A 16,390-nucleotide genomic window follows, 5' to 3' on the forward strand; every position below is an offset into this window, starting at 1 on the left:
TGCGGAGGGGCTCGGCGCCGTGGGTGCGGTGGCCTGGTTCTTATGACGGGAAACCGGCACCGCGTTCAGGGGGGCGTGCGGCAGGAGGCTACTTCTTCTTGGGGCCCTTGTAGCCGGTCACCTTCGCGATCCAGGTGATGAAGTCGCCCGGGTCGGTGTTGGCGCCGTGGCCCTGGTCCCAGTAGTAGAGGTGGTTCACGTCGTCGCCGAGGCCCTTCGCGGCGGCGGCGAGGTTGGCGGAGACCGTGTGCGAGGTGTCGGAGTCCTTGGTGCCGAGGCGGATCCACCAGTGCTTGGAGCGCTTGCCGTTGACCTTCTCCACCAGGTGGTACATCGGGTTCATCAGGTCGAGCTTCGCGGGGATGTCGCTCGCCACGCGCTTGCTGCTGAGGCCGGTCGTGTCGTTCTTCGCGCCGTACGCCGTGAAGTGACGGCTGAGGGTGGTGCCCGCGCCGAACTCGTTGTTCTCGCCGGCCGACAGGTCGAAGGCGTCGAAGGCCGGGGCGTCCTTCTTGCGGGCGCCGACGTGGGTGAGGAAGTCGGCCCAGGTGAAGGTCGCCCTGCCGCCGGACCAGGTGATGAAGGTGTTGGCGGCGAGATAGGTCTCGCGCGCGGAGTCGGAGAGAGCGGCCAGGTAGCTGGTCGCCGAGGGCTCCATGTACTGCTTGAGGAGGTACTCGTCGTAGTTGCGGGCGGTGAGCGTGCCGAAGCCGTTCAGGCCGCGCAGCCTGAGCCCAGCCTGGTACTCGGCGAACTGCGACTGGAGCGCCTTGGAGACGGTCTGGTCGACCTGCTTGCCGGTACTGAGCGCGTTGGCGCCCCAGTTCCACTCGTAGGCGCCGTCGGCGTGCTCCAGGTCGGTGATCGGGCACCAGGCGCCGGTCGCGAAGATCGCGTCGGAGGCGTCGGCCGCGCCGAGTTCCTGGAGGTAGCTGTCGTAGAGCTTGCTGTCGCCGGAGGCGCCGAGCAGTGCCGAGACGGCGCCGCCCGCGCTGGTGCCGGCGGAGACGATCCGGTCGACGTTGCCGGGGATACGGCCCTTGTTGGACCGGATGTAACGCACCGCCGCCTTGAGGTCGACGATGACGGCCGGGGCGGTGCCGTAGTACTCGCCGTCGGCGTTCTTCAGGGTGCGGCCGCGGGCGCCGGGCTCGACGACGACGTAACCGGCGGCCAGCGCGAGGAGCTGGTTGCTGGAGGTGGCGCCGCCGGTGGCGTTGGTGTTCCCGTTGGCGTTGGGCAGCGCGGAGCCGGAGGCCGTCGGGGCGCCGCTCGGTGCCCCGCCCCCACCCGTGCTCATGCCGCCGCCCCCGACCTCGGTGGCGTCCGCGACGGAGGAGGGCATGTAGCCGCCGACGGAGTTCGCGAACAGGATCGGCGCGTTCGTCGGGTCGACGGTCTCGCCGTCGATCTCCACCGGGGCGCTGACGATCAGCGACTGGTAGGTCTCGTCCACAGGGTTGGCGACATAGGTGATCGCCTTCCAGAAGTGGTAGGTCACCGCGTGTTCGGTGCCCTCCGTGTCCGTGACCGTCTTCGTCAGCTTCGTGTACGCGTCCTTGTCGAAGGCCAGGTTGTCGGAGGAGGACGAGCCACCGCCCTCGCTCGACGCGTTCGCGTTCAGGGCGATGCCCCCGACCGCCGCGACCCCCGCCGTCGCGCCGATGCCCATGACGACGGTCCTGCGCTTGACTGCCCTGTGCTTCACGGTTCGACTCCCTCGGATTCGGCTCACGTCTGCGAACCTAGGTGTAGTGGCGACAAAATTGCCAACAATCTGAAGGCATTCAGAGGGGACGCACAGTTTCATGGCCTGCGCACAGCCGTTCCTCATGGAAATCGAAGGCTTCCGGCTATCCCGATTCTGACGTACCGTCAGATCCCATGGACACGATCGGGCTCACCGGTGCGGAATGGCTGGCCGTCCTGCGCATAGGTCTCGGGCTGTGGTGGCTGGAGAGCTGGCGGCACAAGGACAAGAAGACGTGGTTCGAGGGCGGCGGGATCACCTGGGCCGCGGACATCGCCGCCAAGCACCGGTGGACCCCGGTCCGCAGTGGCTTCGACGTGGTCGTGACGCCGCGCCCCAGGACGATGGCGTACGTCGTCGCCTACGCGGAACTGGCCCTCGGGCTCGGTCTGGTCCTCGGCCTGCTCACCCCCGTCGCGCTGGTCGGCGGGCTGCTGCTCAACGTCCTCTACTTCACGCTCATGATCCACGACTGGGCCGAGCAGGGGCAGAACTCGATGATGGCCCTGATCTCCGTGGTCGGCCTGTTCGGGATGTCCTGGCAGACGTGGTCGCTGGACAGCGCGCTGGGCTGGTTCTGATGACCGCGGCACGACCCGACGTCCCCGAGGCCGACGCCTTCACCCGTACCTACTGGGACGCGGCGGCGGACGGCACCCTCCTGATCCGCCACTGCCGCGCCTGCGACCGCCCCCACCACTACCCCCGCGAGTTCTGCCCGCACTGCTGGAGCGAGGACGTGGACTGGCGGCCGGCGAGCGGCCGGGCCGAGCTCTACACCTGGTCCGTCGTCCACCGCAACGACCTGCCGCCGTTCGGCGAGCGCACCCCGTACGTCGCGGCCGTCGTCCAACTCGCCGAAGGGCCGCGGATGATGACGGAGGTGGTGGACGCCCCGCCGCAGACCCTGCGCGCGGGCCTGGGACTCCAGGTCGGCTTCCGCGACGGGATCCCGGTCTTCCGGCCCCGGGGATGATCAACGGCCCCCTTTTTCCGGCGCCGCGGTATTCAATGGCCCGATGGCTCCTACACGCGAACGGACCCCGAGTCCCCACCTGGCCCCCGAAGTGCTCGGACACGGGCTGCGGTTGAGCCCCTGGGACCCGGAGTCCGACGCCGATGCAGCCACCTGGCTGCGCGCCCGCGCCGACCCCGAGTTCCGGCGCTGGAACACCCCCCTGAGACCGGTCACCGACCTCGACGCCGCTCACGCCTCACTGCGTGCGGTGGCGGAACGCATGGCGGACGGCGAGAACGTGGCCTTCCGTGTCGCGGACGCGGCGACCGGCACCACGCTGGGACACCTCGGCGTCAATGCGATCGACCCCGTCATGCGCGTCGCCCGGGTCGGCTACTGGGTGCTGCCCGAGGCGCGCGGCCACCGGGTCGCCGCCCGCGCCCTCACGCTCGCCTCCCGCTGGGCCTTCACCGAGCTGCGCCTGCACCGCCTCGAACTGGGCCACGCCCTCGGCCACGAGGCGTCCTGCCGGGTCGCCGAGCGCTGCGGCTACCCCTACGAGGGAACCCTGCGGGGTGCGATGTTCCAGTCGGGCACGCTGGACGCCTTCCGGGACGTCCATCTGCACGCCCGGCTGGCGACCGACCCGGAACCGGGGGATCCGCGATGAGCTGGCACATCACCGAGGATCTCGACGCCTTCCTCGCCCGCGCCGGCACCTTCCTGCGCTCCCGCCCGGTGCTGCACACGGTCCAGCTGACGGTGACCGAGCGGCTGAGCACGTACGGGACCAGGGCCTACGGCGACGAGGCGCCCGTCTTCGGCGTGCTGGAACGGGACGGAGCCCCCCGGGCGGCCTGGTTCCGCACCCCGCCCCACTGGCTGACGCTCACCCCCCTCGCGGCCGAGGACGCCGCCGCCCTCGCCGCGCGCCTCGCCGACCTCGGGCACCGGCTCCCCGGTGTCTCCGCCGATCGCGGCACCGCCGTCGCCTTCGCCGAGGCCTGGCGGCGGCACACCGGCGCCGAGGCCGCCCTCTACCAGCATCAACGCCTCTACCGGCTGGACACGTTGACCCCGCCCGACCCGATGCCGCCGGGCCGCGCCCGGATCGCGGGCAAGGCGGACCGGGAGCTGCTGGTGCGCTGGTTCGACGGCTTCCTCGACGACGTCGGCAAGACCGGCGCCGGGGACCCCGAGGCCTGGGCCGACGCCCGCGTCGAACACGGTGGGGCGGTGCTCTGGGAGACCCCGGACGGGGTCCCCGTCTCCCTGGCCGCGGCCCACCCCATGATCGCCGGGCAGGTCCGCGTCGGCCCCGTCTACACCCCGCCAAAGCTGCGCGGACGGGGCTACGCCGGGGCCGCGACCGTCGCCGTCAGCCGCGCCGCCCGGGAGGCCGGCGCCGAGGAGGTGCTGCTGTTCGCGGACCTGGCCAACCCGACGAGCAACGGCGTGTACCTGCGGGTCGGCTATCGCGGGGTCGCCGACTTCGCGGTCTACGACTTCACCGGCCCGGACCGGTGACGCCTCAGGGCCAGAGCAGCTCCCGCGTCCAGCCGTCCGCGGTACGGCCGTAACGGAGCCGTACGTGCTGCCGCCGGGCGTCCCCCTGGAAGAACTCCACCTCCTCGGGGACGAGCCGGTACAGCGTCCAGGACGCCACAGGGGCGTCCGGCTCCCGCTGCGCCCGCTCCCAGGCCGCCCGCGAGGCGCGCGCCAGCTCCGCCACCGAGCCCAGGACCTCGCTCTGCCGTCCGGTGAGCGCGGCGGCGAGCGCGCCGGTCGACCGGGCGTGCAGATCCGCCTGCCCCTCGGCGGAGGGCGCGGCGGTCACCGGCCCCCGCACCCGTACCTGACGGCCGAGCACCGGCCAGTAGAAGCCGAGAGCGGCGTACGGCCGGGCCGCCAGGTGTCCGCCCTTGCGGCTGTGGGAGTGGCTGGCGAAGGCCCACCCGTCCGCGTCGGCGCCGTGCAGCATCACGGTCCGTACGTCCGGGTGGCCCGCCGCGTCCGAGGTCGCGAGGGACATGGTGTGCGGTTCGCTCTGCCCGGCCGCCACCGCCTCCGTGAACCAGCTGGTGAACAGGGCCAGGGGCGCCGGGGGCGCGGAGGCCGGGTCGAAGTCCGGCAGTGTGGTGACCTCCGGGTCCCACACCCGCAGCGACCTCAGCGACTCGTGAAGATCCGGGGTTTCCATGCCCCGATTCTCGCCTGCGGGGCGGTGCGGGGGTGTTTCCTGGGGCCTGGGACCACTGGGGCAGGGGAGACGATGGTGCAACGCATGTCCGGTACGGCGCTCGGCGCCGCGTCCGTCCTCCTCCTCGCGTCCCTCACCGCCTGCGCCGGAACCGGGGACGACACGTCCCCGTCCCTCACCGCCCCCGGGATCTTCTACCTCCGCCCACCGGGCGACAAGGCGGGCCCGCACGACAAGATGCCGTACTCCCTGGTGGCCCGGGACACCGGCGGCCCCGGTGCGCGCACGCTCACCGCGGACGTGCCCGAGGGTGCCGAGGACACGGTGGTGATCCGCAAGTACGGGGGCTGCACCGGCAGTTCGGCGCACGTCACCTGCGAGGTCGACGGCGACTACAGCAACTGGGCCGACGCGCCCCGCGCCAAGGTGGTGGCCGCCAAGGGCGCGAAGGCCGGTGACTCGGCCGTGGTGACGTACAGGTACACGACCAAGGGCGGCAAGAAGCTGGCCGCGCGGACCCGCTTCGTCGTCGGTGAGCCGGTCCTGGAGGCGGTGACACCGGAGTCGGTGGACGACGTCCGCCCCGGCTCCCGGCTCACCGAGCCGATCGTGGTCCGCAACACGGGCGAGGTCCCGGCACGCGGCCTGGGCCTCGAACTGGGCGTCAGCGGAACGGAGTTCGACACACGCTATGCCAACTGCCGTTACCCGGACCCGCAGAAGGGGAGCCTCGCGGTCTGCGAGTTCCCGCACCTGACGATCGACCCCGGCGAGACGGTCACCCTCAGCCCCGCCCTGCGCATCCGCACGCCCGAGACGCAGATGTACACCTCCTACGGCAAGGACGTCTGGGCACTGGACATGGGTCCAGGGCATTACGCCGCGGTCCACGAGGGCGGCGACCACGGGGAAGGCCCGGCCCTGGAGCCGCAGCCGGCCGGCAAGCACCCGGGCGGCACCTTCGTGGCGGGCGGCGGCTCCACCAACGTCATCCTCGACACCTACGCCGACTACGAGGTCTCCGCGGTGGACCTCGAGGGCGACCCCGGCGACGAGAAGACCTTCGAGATCGAGGTCCACAACAACGGCCCCGCGGACGTCGGCTCCCCGGTCCGCCTCCTCTTCGAGCCGCCGCTCGGCATGACGATGCGGAAGCAGCCCATGACGGAGTACGACGACGGCGTCTACGAGCCGTACTGCGAGAGCAACGGCTTCACCTACACCTGTGACGTGAAGGCCCTCAAGCCGGGGGAGAGCCAGGCCCTGGAGTTCACGATGGTCCTCGGTGAACCGGGCGAGGGCACGCTGACGCTGGAGAACAAGAAGCCGTTCAGCTCCTGGGACGTGGGCCGCCGCGACCCGGACGCGGGCAATGACACGGCCGTGATCAGGGTGTCGGGATGACGGTTCACCCCCGCCCCAGCACCACCGTCCCCGACGAGCAGAACCAGCCCCCGGTGCCGGACGCCACCGCCAGTTGCGGCACGTCCCCGTTCCTCCGCAGGACTTGCCGTTCGCCCGCCTCACCCCGGAGCTGTCGTACCGCCTCCACCAGCAGGAACAACCCCCGCATCCCCGGATGCTGGGCCGACAGTCCACCCCCGTCCGTGTTCACGGGAAGCTCCCGCGCCTGGACGTAGGCCCCGCCTTCGCCCTTCTTGCAGAAGCCGAGGTCCTCCAGCGTCACCAGCGTCATATAGGTGAACGCGTCGTAGATCTCCGCCAGTTCGATCTCGCCCGGCCGCACTCCCGCCCGCTCGAACGCCAGACGGCCGCTCACCGCCGCCGGGGAGACCGTGAAGTCCGGCCACTCGGACATCGTGGCGTGGGAGACGTGCTCCCCGGTGCCGAGGATCCAGACGGGGGCCGCCCGGCTGTCCGGTACGTACTCCTCCGCCGCCAGCAGCACCGCCGCGCCGCCGTCGGAGCGCAGGCAGCAGTGGAGCTTGGTGAAGGGGTCTGCGATCATCGGGCCGGACAGGACGTCGTCCACTGTGATCGGGTCGCGGAACATCGCCTCCGGGTTCCGGGCCGCGCTCTCCCGCGCCTGGACCGCCACCTCCGCCAACTGCTCGACGGTCGTGCCGTGTTCGATCATGTGGCGGCGGGCCGCCATCGCGTACTTGGCGATCAGGGTGTGGCCGTAGGGGACCTCGAACTGGAGCGGGCCCCGGGCGCCGTACGAGAGGTTGCCGGTCCGGCGGCCCGCCCTGATGTCCGCCCTCGCCGTCGAGCCGTAGACCAGCAGCACGGCGTTGGCGTGCCCGGCGGCTATCGCGTCCGCCGCGTGGGCCGCCATCACCTCCCAGGTCGAGCCGCCGACCGACGTGGAGTCGACCCAGGTGGGGCGCAGGCCCAGGTACTCGGCCACCTCCACCGGCGCCAGCACCCCCGTGCCCGCCGACGCGAACCCGTCCACCACCGACCTCTCAAGGCCCGAGTCCGCCAGCGCGCGGCGGGCCGCCTGGGCGTGCAGGGTGTAGGGCGTCGTGTCGTCCACCCGGCCGCAGTCGGAGAGGGCGACGCCGACCACGGCGACCTTCCGGGTGCCGGCCCTCATGAATGAGGCAGCCATGAATGACCTCTCCCTCGCTCTGTGCTTATCGACCCACCCCTCCTAATATGACGGACCGTCAGATCCGGAGGGAAGGGGTCGCCATGGACGCCGGCTTCACCGCCGAACAGGACGAGATCCGCCGCACCCTGCGCGAACTCCTGCACAAGCGCTGCGGGGCACAGGAGCTGCGGACCGCCGTCGACACCTCCGCCGGCCATGACCCGGCCCTGTGGGCCGCCCTCTCCGAACAGCTCGGCCTGCCAGGACTCGCCCTGCCCGAGGCGTACGGCGGCGTCGGCTGCTCGGCCACCGAACTCGCCCTCGCGGCCGAGGAGGTGGGCCGCGTACTGGCGCCCTCCCCGCTGCTCGCCACCGCCGTGCTCGTCGCCCCGCTGATCCTGGCCCTCGGCACCGAGGCCCAGCGTGCCGACCTCCTCCCCCGGATCGCCTCCGGCACCCTGACCGCCGCCCTCGCCGCCCCCGCCGCGGGCCTCGCCCTCACCGGCGACAACCACGGGGACTGGGCGGGCGGCGGACGCGCCGGGGGCGTGCAGGCGCGGCGGGCGGGGACGGGCTGGACGCTGTACGGGGAGGTCGCGCCGGTGCCCGACGGGCACCGCGCGGGGCTGCTGCTGGTCGCCGCGCACACCGGCGGCTTCGCCCGCTCCCGCACCCTCCTCTTCCTCGTCGCCGGGGACGCCGACGGGCTCGTCCGCACCCGGCAGACGGCACTCGACGCGACGCGCGCGCTCGGCCGCCTCCAGTTCCGGCACGTCGAAGCCGAGCCGCTCGGCGACCAGGAGGACGCGGACGTGCCCGGCGCGCTGGCCCGGGTCGGGGACGCCGCCGCCGCCGTCCTCGCCTGCGAGGCCGTCGGCGCCGCGGACCGGGTGCTGGAGCGGACCGTCGAGTACGTGAAGCAGCGCGAGCAGTTCGGCCGGGCGATCGGGTCCTTCCAGGCGGTCAAGCACCGGCTGGCCGATGTGTATGTGCAGGTGCAGGCCGCCCGGTCGGCGGCGTACTACGCGGCCTGGGCCACCGCCCACGAGGAACGCGTCGGCGGGCTCGCCCTCGCGCAGGGCCTGGAGGCGCTCAGAAGCTCCGCGGGTGAGGCGATCCAGCTCCACGGCGGCATCGGGTTCACCTGGGAGCACGACGTCCAGCTGTACTTCAAGCGGGCCGCCGGGGACGAGCTGCTGTTCGGGCCGGTCCACCGGCTGCGGGCGCACGCCGCCGACGCGGCGGCACTGTTCACGGCGACGGAGGTGCCGGTGTGATCGGCGAGAAGACGGTGCAGCGCATTTCGTCCACGCGAGGGTTCGCCAAGGTCGCCCCGCATGTCATCCCCGCCCTCGACCGGGCCGTCCACCGGCTCACCCGGGGCAGGGTCATCCTCAGCGCCCAGATGCTGCCCGGAGTCATCCTCACCTCGACGGGCGCCCGCAGCGGCCAGGCCCGCCGCTCCCCGCTCGCCTGCATGCCCGAGGCGGACGGCACCTGGATCCTCATCGGCTCCAACTTCGGCCGCCCCGGCCACCCCGCCTGGACCGCCAACCTCCTCGCCCACCCGGACGCCGACATCAGCTGGAAGGGCACGGACATCCCGGTGCGGGCCCGGCTGCTGGCGGGGGAGGAACGGGCGGCCGTATGGAAGCGGCTGCTGGCGTTCTGGCCGCCGTACGCCACGTATCAGGCCCGGGTGGAGCGCGAGATACGGGTCTTCCGGATCACTCGCCGGTAGTCACAGCCAAGTGGAGGCACACGGCAGGCGGTGGCTCACCCCTGTGAACCACCGCCCGCCAGACAGGACTTGGTGCCTGAAAAAACCCTCGGTCCTACTTGGTGGGCTTCTTTCCGGTCACGCCCAGGTGGACCAACAGCGCCAGGTTCGGCTTGAGTTCGGCCTGTTTGACGCCCCAGGTCTGGAAGCCCTTCTGGTGCGAGGCGACGGCCGCGAGCATCGCGACCAGTGAACCGGCGACCGCCGCCGGGTTCACGTCCTTGTCGACCTTGCCCTTGGACTGCAACTCGGCCACCGAATCGGTCAGGGAGTTGTTCACCGAGTTCAGGATCTTCATACGGAGTTTGTAGAACCGTTTGTCGCCCTCGGCGGCACCGAGATCGACGACCCTGAGGATGGCGTCGTTCTTGCGCCAGAACTCCAGGAACCCGTCCACGAGTTCCTGCGCGGTCGTCCAGCCGGCCTTGCCGACCCACGACCGGCCCTCCAGTAGAGCGGTCAACTGCCCGCCCTCGGTGGCCATTTGCTCGGCGATCTCCAGGACGGCGCCCTCGACGTCCGGGAAGTACTGGTAGAAGGTGGCGGGCGAAGTCCCCGCCTTCCGGGCGACATCGATGACTTTGACGTCCCGGTAAGGGGAGGAGCTGAGCATCTCGCTGAGGCAGTCGAGCAGCTTCTGCCGGGTCGCCTGCCCACGCCGGCCGGCCACGCGGCCGTCGACGGTACGCACTTGTCCTGTCATGCCGTCAGCTTACCGAGGGGTGATCGGAGCGCGATTCGGCCGACTGCAAATGGGGTGCACGGGCTTCGGGAGACGGGTGTGCCTGGTCCTGCGGGGTGCGTGAGTCGCCGTTAGTTTGGCGGTATGGCCGAAAACAGGGCATCCGCGTACGGAGAGGGCGTCCCGTGCTGGGTGGACGCGCAGCTTCCCGACGTCGAGGCGGGCAAGCGGTTCTACGGCGAGCTCTTCGGGTGGAGCTTCGAGGAGCAGCGCTACGGCGGGGCCGTGTGGGCCCTGCACGAGGGCGAGCCGGTCGCCGCGCTCGCGCACAAGACGGACGGGCGGATGCCCACCGTGTGGACGGTGTACTTCGCCACCCCCGACATCGAGGGCCTGGCCGACCGGGTCTGGGCGGCCGGCGGACAGGTCGTCACCGCCCCCATGCCGGTCGGCGACCTCGGCACCAGCGCCCTGGTCACCGACCCGGACGGCGCCGTCTTCGGCCTGTGGGAGCCGGAGAGCCACAGCGGTTTCGGCGTCCGGCACGAGGTGGGCACCTTCGGCTGGGCGGAGCTGTACTCCCGCGACACCGAGGCCGCCAACACCTTCTACGGCGGGCTCTTCCACGACGCCCTGTTCGGGCCGGACGCCGTGCCCGACTTCGGTCGCGCCCCCGTCTCCGACGTCTTCCCGGCCGAGATGCCGCCGCACTTCCTCGTCCACTTCCAGGTCGCGGACTGCGAGGCCGCCCTCGGGACGGTGAACCGGCTCGGCGGGCGGGTCCAGGCGCCACCTTTCGAGACGTCCTACGGCAGAGCGGCCGTCGTCACCGACAATCAGGGGGCGTCCTTCGCACTGCTGGAGCGCCCGCCCCGGGAGTCCGGCCGGTGAGGGCTGCCGTTTTGGGATGAGACATCCCGATCTGCACCCGGGTTCGCCACCAGGCCTCCGGCCAGGAAGAATCAGGGTGCGTGCCGCCATGGCGGTGCGGTGGTGAGACGCTGCACGGGGTCGCGTACATAAGGATGTGACGTGGCCCGTACGGGGAGGTGGCAGGCAAGTGGTGGATCAGCTGACGCAGCACGATCCGCGGCGGATCGGGCCGTTCGAGGTGCTGGGACGGCTGGGCGCCGGTGGCATGGGGCTGGTCTATCTCGCGCGCTCGGCGTCCGGCCGGCGCGTGGCGATCAAGACGGTCCGGACGGAGCTCGCCGAGGACCAGCTCTTCCGCGTCCGCTTCACGCGCGAGGTCGAGGCGGCCCGGGCCGTCTCCGGCTTCTACACGGCGGCCGTGGTCGACGCCGACCCGCGCGCGGCCGTGCCGTGGCTGGCCACCGCGTACGTCCCCGCGCCCTCCCTCGAAGAGATAGTGAACGAGTGCGGGCCGATGCCGGCCCAGGCGGTGCGCTGGCTCGCGGCGGGCGTCGCGGAGGCGCTCCAGTCGATCCACGGCGCGGGGCTGGTCCACCGTGACCTCAAGCCCTCCAACGTCCTCGTCGTCGAGGACGGCCCCCGGGTGATCGACTTCGGTATCGCCTCCGGTGTATCGAACACACGTCTGACGATGACGAACGTCGCCGTCGGCACCCCCGCCTATATGTCGCCCGAGCAGGCCAAGGACTCGCGCTCGGTCACCGGCGCGAGCGATGTCTTCTCGCTCGGCTCGATGCTGGTCTTCGCCGCCACCGGCCACCCGCCCTTCCACGGCGCCAACCCGGTCGAGACGGTCTTCATGCTGCTGCGCGAGGGCCCGGACCTCGAAGGCCTCCCCGACGAGCTGCGCCCGCTCATCGAGTCCTGTATGCAGATGGAGGCCACCGGCCGGCCCAACCCGGCCGACCTCCAGGCCCAGCTGGCCCCCCATCTCTTCGGCTCCGGCTCCGACGACAGCGGCACGGCCTCGGCCTGGCTGCCCGAGCGGGCGGTCGGCCTGATCGAGGCCCGCCGCAACGGCCGCCCGGCCGTGAAGCCGGGTCCGGGCGGACGCAGCGGAGGCGGCCGTGAGGCCCCCGGCCGGATCGCCCCCGCTCCGCCGCCGCCCTCGCACGCGCCGGCCGTCCCGGCCCGGGTCCCCGTCGGCGCCCCCGACACCGGCCCGGTACGCCTCGCGGGCGCCCCGGTGCCCATCGGCCCCGGCCCGCGCGTCGCCGACGCCCGCGCCGCCGCCGTGAAGGCACCGCCGCCCGAGGCGGGCCTGGTCGCCAGCTGGTCCAAGCCGCGCCCCGGGGTCAACGGCGCCGACCCCGCCGTACCCTCTCCGCCTCCCCTGGCCCCCGAGACGGCCTCCGGCTGGCGGCCCTGGCGTTTCCGTATGTCCAACGACGTGTGGGGCACCCCGTCCGTCGCCGGTGACCTCGTCTACGTCACCTCCTTCGAGGTGCACGCCCTGGACGTGGCGACCGGCCGGCGCAGCTTCAAGACGCGGGACGTCGCCTGGTCGATGGCGGTCGCGGACGGCCGTATCCACGCCTCGGACGGCCCCACCCTGTTCGCCCTGGAGGCCCGCGAGGGCGGCGACCTGTGGCGGCTCCAGACGGACGCCTGGGTGTACTCGCTCAAGGCCGACCGGGGCACAGTCGTCACCGGCACCCGGGGCGGCGGCGTCCAGGCCTGGGAGGCCACCAACGGCCGGAAACTCTGGGAGCTCACCGGCGCCCAGACCGACTTCGAGTCCCCCGAGGCGGGCCCGGCCCTGCACGAGGGCACGGTCTACGTCTGGCAGGACGCCCGGCTGCGCGCCCTGGACGCCCGCACCGGCGACGAGCGCTGGTCGTACCCGATCGGTGACGCGGCCTCCTGCGGCGGGGTGCCGGTACGGGTCTCGCAGGCACCGGACGGCTATGTGTACGTCGCCGCCGGCACCCGCGTCCTCGCGCTGGACGTGGCGAGCGGCCATGTGAAGTGGCACTTCGAGGCGCCGGCCGTGTTCCTGTGCGCGCCCACCTTCGTGCCGGGCCCCGCGGTCACCGGCGGCGGGGTCTACCTGGCCGACTACCTCGGCACGGTCTACGCCCTCGACGCCGCCGACGGTCGCGACCGCTGGCGCATCGCCACCGAGGCACGGTCCTCCATCGAGCCGGTGCTGGTCGCGGCGGGCCATGTCCATGTGGGCAGCGGCAAGGGGCTGTACACGCTGGACGCGGTGACCGGCACGCCCAAGTGGCGCTTCCAGGCGGGTGGCGACATCGTGGGCGCCCCCGCGGTCGCCGAGGGCCGGATCCACTTCGGCTCCACCGACCACCTGCTCTACACCCTGAAGGCCGACGACGGCCGGCTGCGCTGGAAGCTGGCGACCGGCGGCGAGATCACCGGCGCCCCGGTGGTCAAGGACGGCGTCGTGTACGCGTGCAGCAAGGACCGCTGTGTGTACGCGCTGGACGCGGAGAAGGGCACGGGGACGGCCAGAACCGCGTAGTCGGCTGGTGACGGCCGTCGTACCGAGCGCTTGGAAGGGGTTCCGGACGGCGGCCGTCGACTCGACGGGAGCGCGCGGTCACGCTTCCTCCACGGCTCTCACACCCGACGCTACGCCCGGGGCGTCAGGGGCGCCATGCGACGGCTGTTAGCGTGACGTGTTCATGCCTTTTTACTTCTTACGGGGGATCAGTGGTGAAGCTTCGCCATGTCCGCGCGGTGGCCGTCTTCGTCGGAGTGGTGGTCGCGCTGACCGGTGCCCGGCACTCGTCCGGCGGCGGATGCTCGGGTCACAGCTCCAACTCCGACAGCTCCTCGCACAGTTCGACGGGCGGCGGCAGCACCCACTACGACGACGATGACGACTCCGTCTCGGGGTCGGGCTCGGGCGGCGTCTCCGAGAGCACGCTGGGCCAGTCGACCCAGGACGTGACGATCAAGGAGTGCCGGGTCGAGGACCAGGGTCTGGTCGCCGATGTCCGCGCCCTCAACAGCAGCACGACCACGACGTACGACTACATGGTCGAGGTCGTCTTCAAGGACGCCTCCGGCACCGCGGTGGCGACCGAGCACAGCGGCCTCTTCGGTGTCGCCCCGGGCGCCTCCGACTCCGTCCTGGTCACCGCGGCCGCGGCGACCGCCACCGACGGCACCTGCGAGCTGTCCGAGGCGCAGGCCGTCAGCGCGTCCTGAACTCCGGCCGGCGGGCGGAGAACAGCTCCGCCTGCCGGTCCCCGGGCAGGTTGCCCAGCGCGATCAGGTGCGGCGCCTGCGCGAAACCGGCGGTGAGTGCCGCCTCCCGGGCCGCCCACAGGGCCCGGACGGTGCCCTGCACCCCGGCCGTCGGCTGCCCCGCGATGACGGCGGCACGGGCGACGGCGACACTCAACACCTCACCCGGGCCGCTGAGTTCGGAGACGAGCCCGATGTCGTACGCCCGCCGCGCGGACATCCGCTCCGCCGTCCCCATCAGCATCATCCGGGCGACCTCCCCGTACGGCATCCGCTGCGCCATGAGCACCGACTCGTACGCGCTGACCATGCCGTAGGTGGTGTGCGGGTCGAAGAAGGTGGCGTCCGGATCGGCGACGACGAACTCGCTCTCGCCGAGCAGATAGAACGCGCCCCCGCAGGCCATGCCCCGCACGGCGGCGACGACGGGTTTCCAGAGGTCGTTGGACTTGGGGCCGACCCGCAGCAGCGGATCGTCGGCCATGTAGGGGGAGGTGGGCTGCGGGACCTCCGCGTCCCGGTCGAGCCCGGTGCAGAACGCGCGCTCTCCGGCGCCGGTGAGGACGACGGCCCGCACGGAGTCGTCGAACCGCAACGCGCGCCAGGTCGCCCGGAGTTCGTCCCTCAGCTCCAGGTCGACGGCGTTGAGACGCTCCGGCCGGTCGAGGGTGACGACGGCGACACCCGTGTCCTTGTCGGTGCTGACCCGAAGGCTCATGGCCGCTCCAGGACCCACTGCGGCAGCCCGGTCCCGGGGTCGGTCACGAACCGCACCCGGGCGCCGATGCGCAGGCGCTCGACCGGCAGCGAGTCCAGCCGGGCCCCGGGCTCGGTGACCAGGTTGCCGACCAGCCGGATCCGCGGCGCCTCGTCGAGCTCGACGACGATCACGTTGTACGGCGCCTGTGCGGCGTAGTCCGGCAGCAGCGGCGGATGGGGGACGACGTACGACCACACCCGTCCCTGCCCGGACATCCGCCGCCACTCGGTGCCGAAGGACTGGCAGTGGGGACAGCAGGGGCGGGGCGGGAAGCGGAGTTCGCCGCAGTCGGCGCAGGCCTGGACCCGGAGTTCGCCCCGGGCGGCGTACTGCCAGAAGGGGGCGCCCTCGGGGTCGATGGCGGGGGACAGCATGGTCAGCTCCTGTTCGTCAGCAGCAGGGCCGAGGTCGGGACGCCCTCACCGGCGGTGACCAGACAGGTGGCGGCGCCCGGCACCTGGGCGGTACTGGTCCCTCTGAGCTGCTTCACCCCTTCGTTGATGAGGTTGAAGCCATGGACGTAGGCCTCGCTGAGCCCGCCGCCACCGGTGTTGATCGGCAGCCGGCCCCCGCTCTCCAGCGCCCCCTGCTCGGTGAACGCGCCGCCCTCGCCCCGCCCGCAGAACCCGTACCCCTCAAGGGAGAGCGGGATGAGCGCGGTGAACGCGTCGTAGATCTGGGCGACGTCGATGTCATCGGGGGTGAAGTCGGCGTGTTTCCACAGGTGTCGGGCGGCTGCCCAGGCCGGTCCGGTGAGGGGGTCGTCGTTCCAGTAGTTGACCATGCCGTGATGCTGGGCGGGCAGGCCCTGGGCGGCGGAGTGGACGTAGACGGGAGGTCTGCGGCAGTCGGCCGCGCGCTCCCGGCTGACCACGACACACGCCAACGCCCCGTCCGTCTCCAGGCAGTTGTCGAAGAGGCAGAGCGGCTCGCTGATCCAGCGGGCGGTCATGTACATCTCGCGGGTGAGGGGCCGCTCGTACATGACGGCCGCCGGATTCTGGTTGGCCCTGTTCCGGCAGGCGAGGGCGACGTTGAAGAGATGGTCGCGGGTCGCCCCGTACTCGTGCAGATAGCGGCGCGTCAGCATGGCGATCTCGTCGACCGGCCGGAGCAGCCCGAAGGGCCGGGTCCACTGGGCGGGGGTGGGGAGCTGGGTGACGGTGTTGCGCCAGGGCCGGGGCCCGCTGCCCCGCTTGCGTGACCGCCAGGCGACGCCGACCGTGGCCTGACCGGCGGCGATGGCGGCGGCGAGATGCGCGACGGTGGCGCAGGAGCCGCCGCCCCCGTAGCCGACCCGGCTGAAGTAGGTGAGATCCCCGAACCCGACGGCCTTCGCGAGCTCGACCTCGTCCGTCTCCTCCATGGTGAAGGAGGCGAGGGCGTCGACCTCGCCGGGGGCGATGCCGGCGTCGTCGAGGGCGGCGACCACGGCACGGCAGGCGAGGGTGCGTTCGTCCTCGGGGAGTTGCTTGGCGAAGGCGGTCTGTCCTATCCCGACGATCGCGGTGGCGTCCTTGATCCCGGCCATGCGCACACCTCCACACTGCTGAAGGG

17 protein-coding genes are annotated in these 16,390 nt (G+C 72.1%); 10 read left to right on the forward strand and 7 right to left on the reverse strand.

Annotated elements, in window-relative coordinates; translation table 11 throughout:
• Positions 1 to 88: 88 nt before the first annotated feature.
• Positions 89 to 1,672, reverse strand: a complete 1,584-nt coding sequence (locus OG885_RS25870) for a subtype B tannase (protein ID WP_405742873.1) — start codon at positions 1,670 to 1,672, stop codon at positions 89 to 91.
• Between the two features lie 212 nt (positions 1,673 to 1,884).
• Here OG885_RS25870 and OG885_RS25875 point away from each other — a divergent pair, with 212 nt between their 5' ends.
• From OG885_RS25875 to OG885_RS25890, 4 genes are read left to right on the forward strand one after another with little or no spacing between them, the layout of a single operon-like run.
• Positions 1,885 to 2,331, forward strand: a complete 447-nt coding sequence (locus OG885_RS25875; RefSeq protein WP_405735521.1) for a DoxX family protein — start codon at positions 1,885 to 1,887, stop codon at positions 2,329 to 2,331.
• Complete coding sequence (locus OG885_RS25880; protein WP_405735523.1) at positions 2,331 to 2,726, forward strand: Zn-ribbon domain-containing OB-fold protein; 396 nt, start codon at positions 2,331 to 2,333, stop codon at positions 2,724 to 2,726. Before OG885_RS25875 ends, OG885_RS25880 begins: the two co-directional genes overlap by 1 nt.
• A gap of 43 nt (positions 2,727 to 2,769) precedes the next feature.
• A complete protein-coding gene (locus OG885_RS25885; RefSeq protein ID WP_405735525.1) occupies positions 2,770 to 3,378 on the forward strand; it encodes a GNAT family N-acetyltransferase in 609 nt (202 codons plus the stop codon).
• A complete protein-coding gene (locus OG885_RS25890) occupies positions 3,375 to 4,235 on the forward strand; it encodes a GNAT family N-acetyltransferase (protein WP_405735527.1) in 861 nt (286 codons plus the stop codon). The genes OG885_RS25885 and OG885_RS25890 overlap by 4 nt, the downstream gene beginning before the upstream one ends.
• Before the next feature lie 4 nt (positions 4,236 to 4,239).
• On the opposite strand, the gene OG885_RS25895 is transcribed toward OG885_RS25890, so the two are convergent.
• Positions 4,240 to 4,908 (reverse strand): pyridoxal 5'-phosphate synthase, encoded by a 669-nt coding sequence (locus OG885_RS25895; RefSeq protein WP_405735530.1) that lies wholly within the window; start codon positions 4,906 to 4,908, stop codon positions 4,240 to 4,242.
• Between the two features lie 72 nt (positions 4,909 to 4,980).
• Between OG885_RS25895 and OG885_RS25900 the strand changes: the two genes are divergently transcribed.
• On the forward strand, positions 4,981 to 6,312 hold the full coding sequence (locus OG885_RS25900) for a hypothetical protein (protein WP_405735532.1): 1,332 nt from the start codon (positions 4,981 to 4,983) through the stop codon (positions 6,310 to 6,312).
• A gap of 4 nt (positions 6,313 to 6,316) precedes the next feature.
• On the opposite strand, the gene OG885_RS25905 is transcribed toward OG885_RS25900, so the two are convergent.
• Complete coding sequence (locus tag OG885_RS25905) at positions 6,317 to 7,468, reverse strand: thiolase C-terminal domain-containing protein (protein WP_405742875.1); 1,152 nt, start codon at positions 7,466 to 7,468, stop codon at positions 6,317 to 6,319.
• 98 nt (positions 7,469 to 7,566) lie between these two features.
• Between OG885_RS25905 and OG885_RS25910 the strand changes: the two genes are divergently transcribed.
• Together OG885_RS25910 and OG885_RS25915 are read left to right on the forward strand one after the other, a co-directional pair.
• Complete coding sequence (locus tag OG885_RS25910; protein WP_405742877.1) at positions 7,567 to 8,742, forward strand: acyl-CoA dehydrogenase family protein; 1,176 nt, start codon at positions 7,567 to 7,569, stop codon at positions 8,740 to 8,742.
• Entirely contained in the window at positions 8,739 to 9,206 is a 468-nt protein-coding gene (locus OG885_RS25915; protein WP_399960926.1) for a nitroreductase family deazaflavin-dependent oxidoreductase, read from the forward strand. The genes OG885_RS25910 and OG885_RS25915 overlap by 4 nt, the downstream gene beginning before the upstream one ends.
• 94 nt (positions 9,207 to 9,300) lie before the next feature.
• Here OG885_RS25915 and OG885_RS25920 read toward each other — a convergent pair whose 3' ends face one another.
• Positions 9,301 to 9,936 (reverse strand): TetR family transcriptional regulator, encoded by a 636-nt coding sequence (locus OG885_RS25920; protein ID WP_405742878.1) that lies wholly within the window; start codon positions 9,934 to 9,936, stop codon positions 9,301 to 9,303.
• A gap of 135 nt (positions 9,937 to 10,071) precedes the next feature.
• Between OG885_RS25920 and OG885_RS25925 the strand changes: the two genes are divergently transcribed.
• The 3 genes from OG885_RS25925 (at position 10,072) to OG885_RS25935 (ending at position 14,034) form a co-directional block, all read left to right on the forward strand.
• Entirely contained in the window at positions 10,072 to 10,818 is a 747-nt protein-coding gene (locus tag OG885_RS25925; RefSeq protein WP_405735534.1) for a VOC family protein, read from the forward strand.
• Positions 10,819 to 10,987: 169 nt separating this feature from the next.
• Positions 10,988 to 13,342, forward strand: a complete 2,355-nt coding sequence (locus OG885_RS25930; protein WP_405735536.1) for a PQQ-binding-like beta-propeller repeat protein — start codon at positions 10,988 to 10,990, stop codon at positions 13,340 to 13,342.
• 194 nt (positions 13,343 to 13,536) lie between these two features.
• Entirely contained in the window at positions 13,537 to 14,034 is a 498-nt protein-coding gene (locus tag OG885_RS25935; protein ID WP_405735538.1) for a hypothetical protein, read from the forward strand.
• Here the strand turns inward: OG885_RS25935 and OG885_RS25940 are convergent.
• Genes OG885_RS25940 through OG885_RS25950 form a run of 3 tightly spaced genes read right to left on the reverse strand, consistent with a single transcriptional unit; the run spans position 14,021 to position 16,364 of the window.
• The gene (locus tag OG885_RS25940; protein ID WP_405735540.1) at positions 14,021 to 14,791 is read right to left on the reverse strand and encodes an enoyl-CoA hydratase/isomerase family protein; all 771 of its coding nucleotides are present in this window, start codon (positions 14,789 to 14,791) and stop codon (positions 14,021 to 14,023) included. The genes OG885_RS25935 and OG885_RS25940 overlap by 14 nt on opposite strands.
• On the reverse strand, positions 14,788 to 15,207 hold the full coding sequence (locus tag OG885_RS25945; protein ID WP_405735542.1) for a Zn-ribbon domain-containing OB-fold protein: 420 nt from the start codon (positions 15,205 to 15,207) through the stop codon (positions 14,788 to 14,790). Before OG885_RS25945 ends, OG885_RS25940 begins: the two co-directional genes overlap by 4 nt.
• A 2-nt stretch (positions 15,208 to 15,209) precedes the next feature.
• Positions 15,210 to 16,364, reverse strand: a complete 1,155-nt coding sequence (locus tag OG885_RS25950; protein WP_405735544.1) for a lipid-transfer protein — start codon at positions 16,362 to 16,364, stop codon at positions 15,210 to 15,212.
• Positions 16,365 to 16,390: the final 26 nt, after the last annotated feature.

Origin of the sequence: Streptomyces sp. NBC_00028 (assembly GCF_045041065.1) — a bacterium.
Taxonomy (GTDB): Bacteria; Actinomycetota; Actinomycetes; order Streptomycetales; family Streptomycetaceae; genus Streptomyces.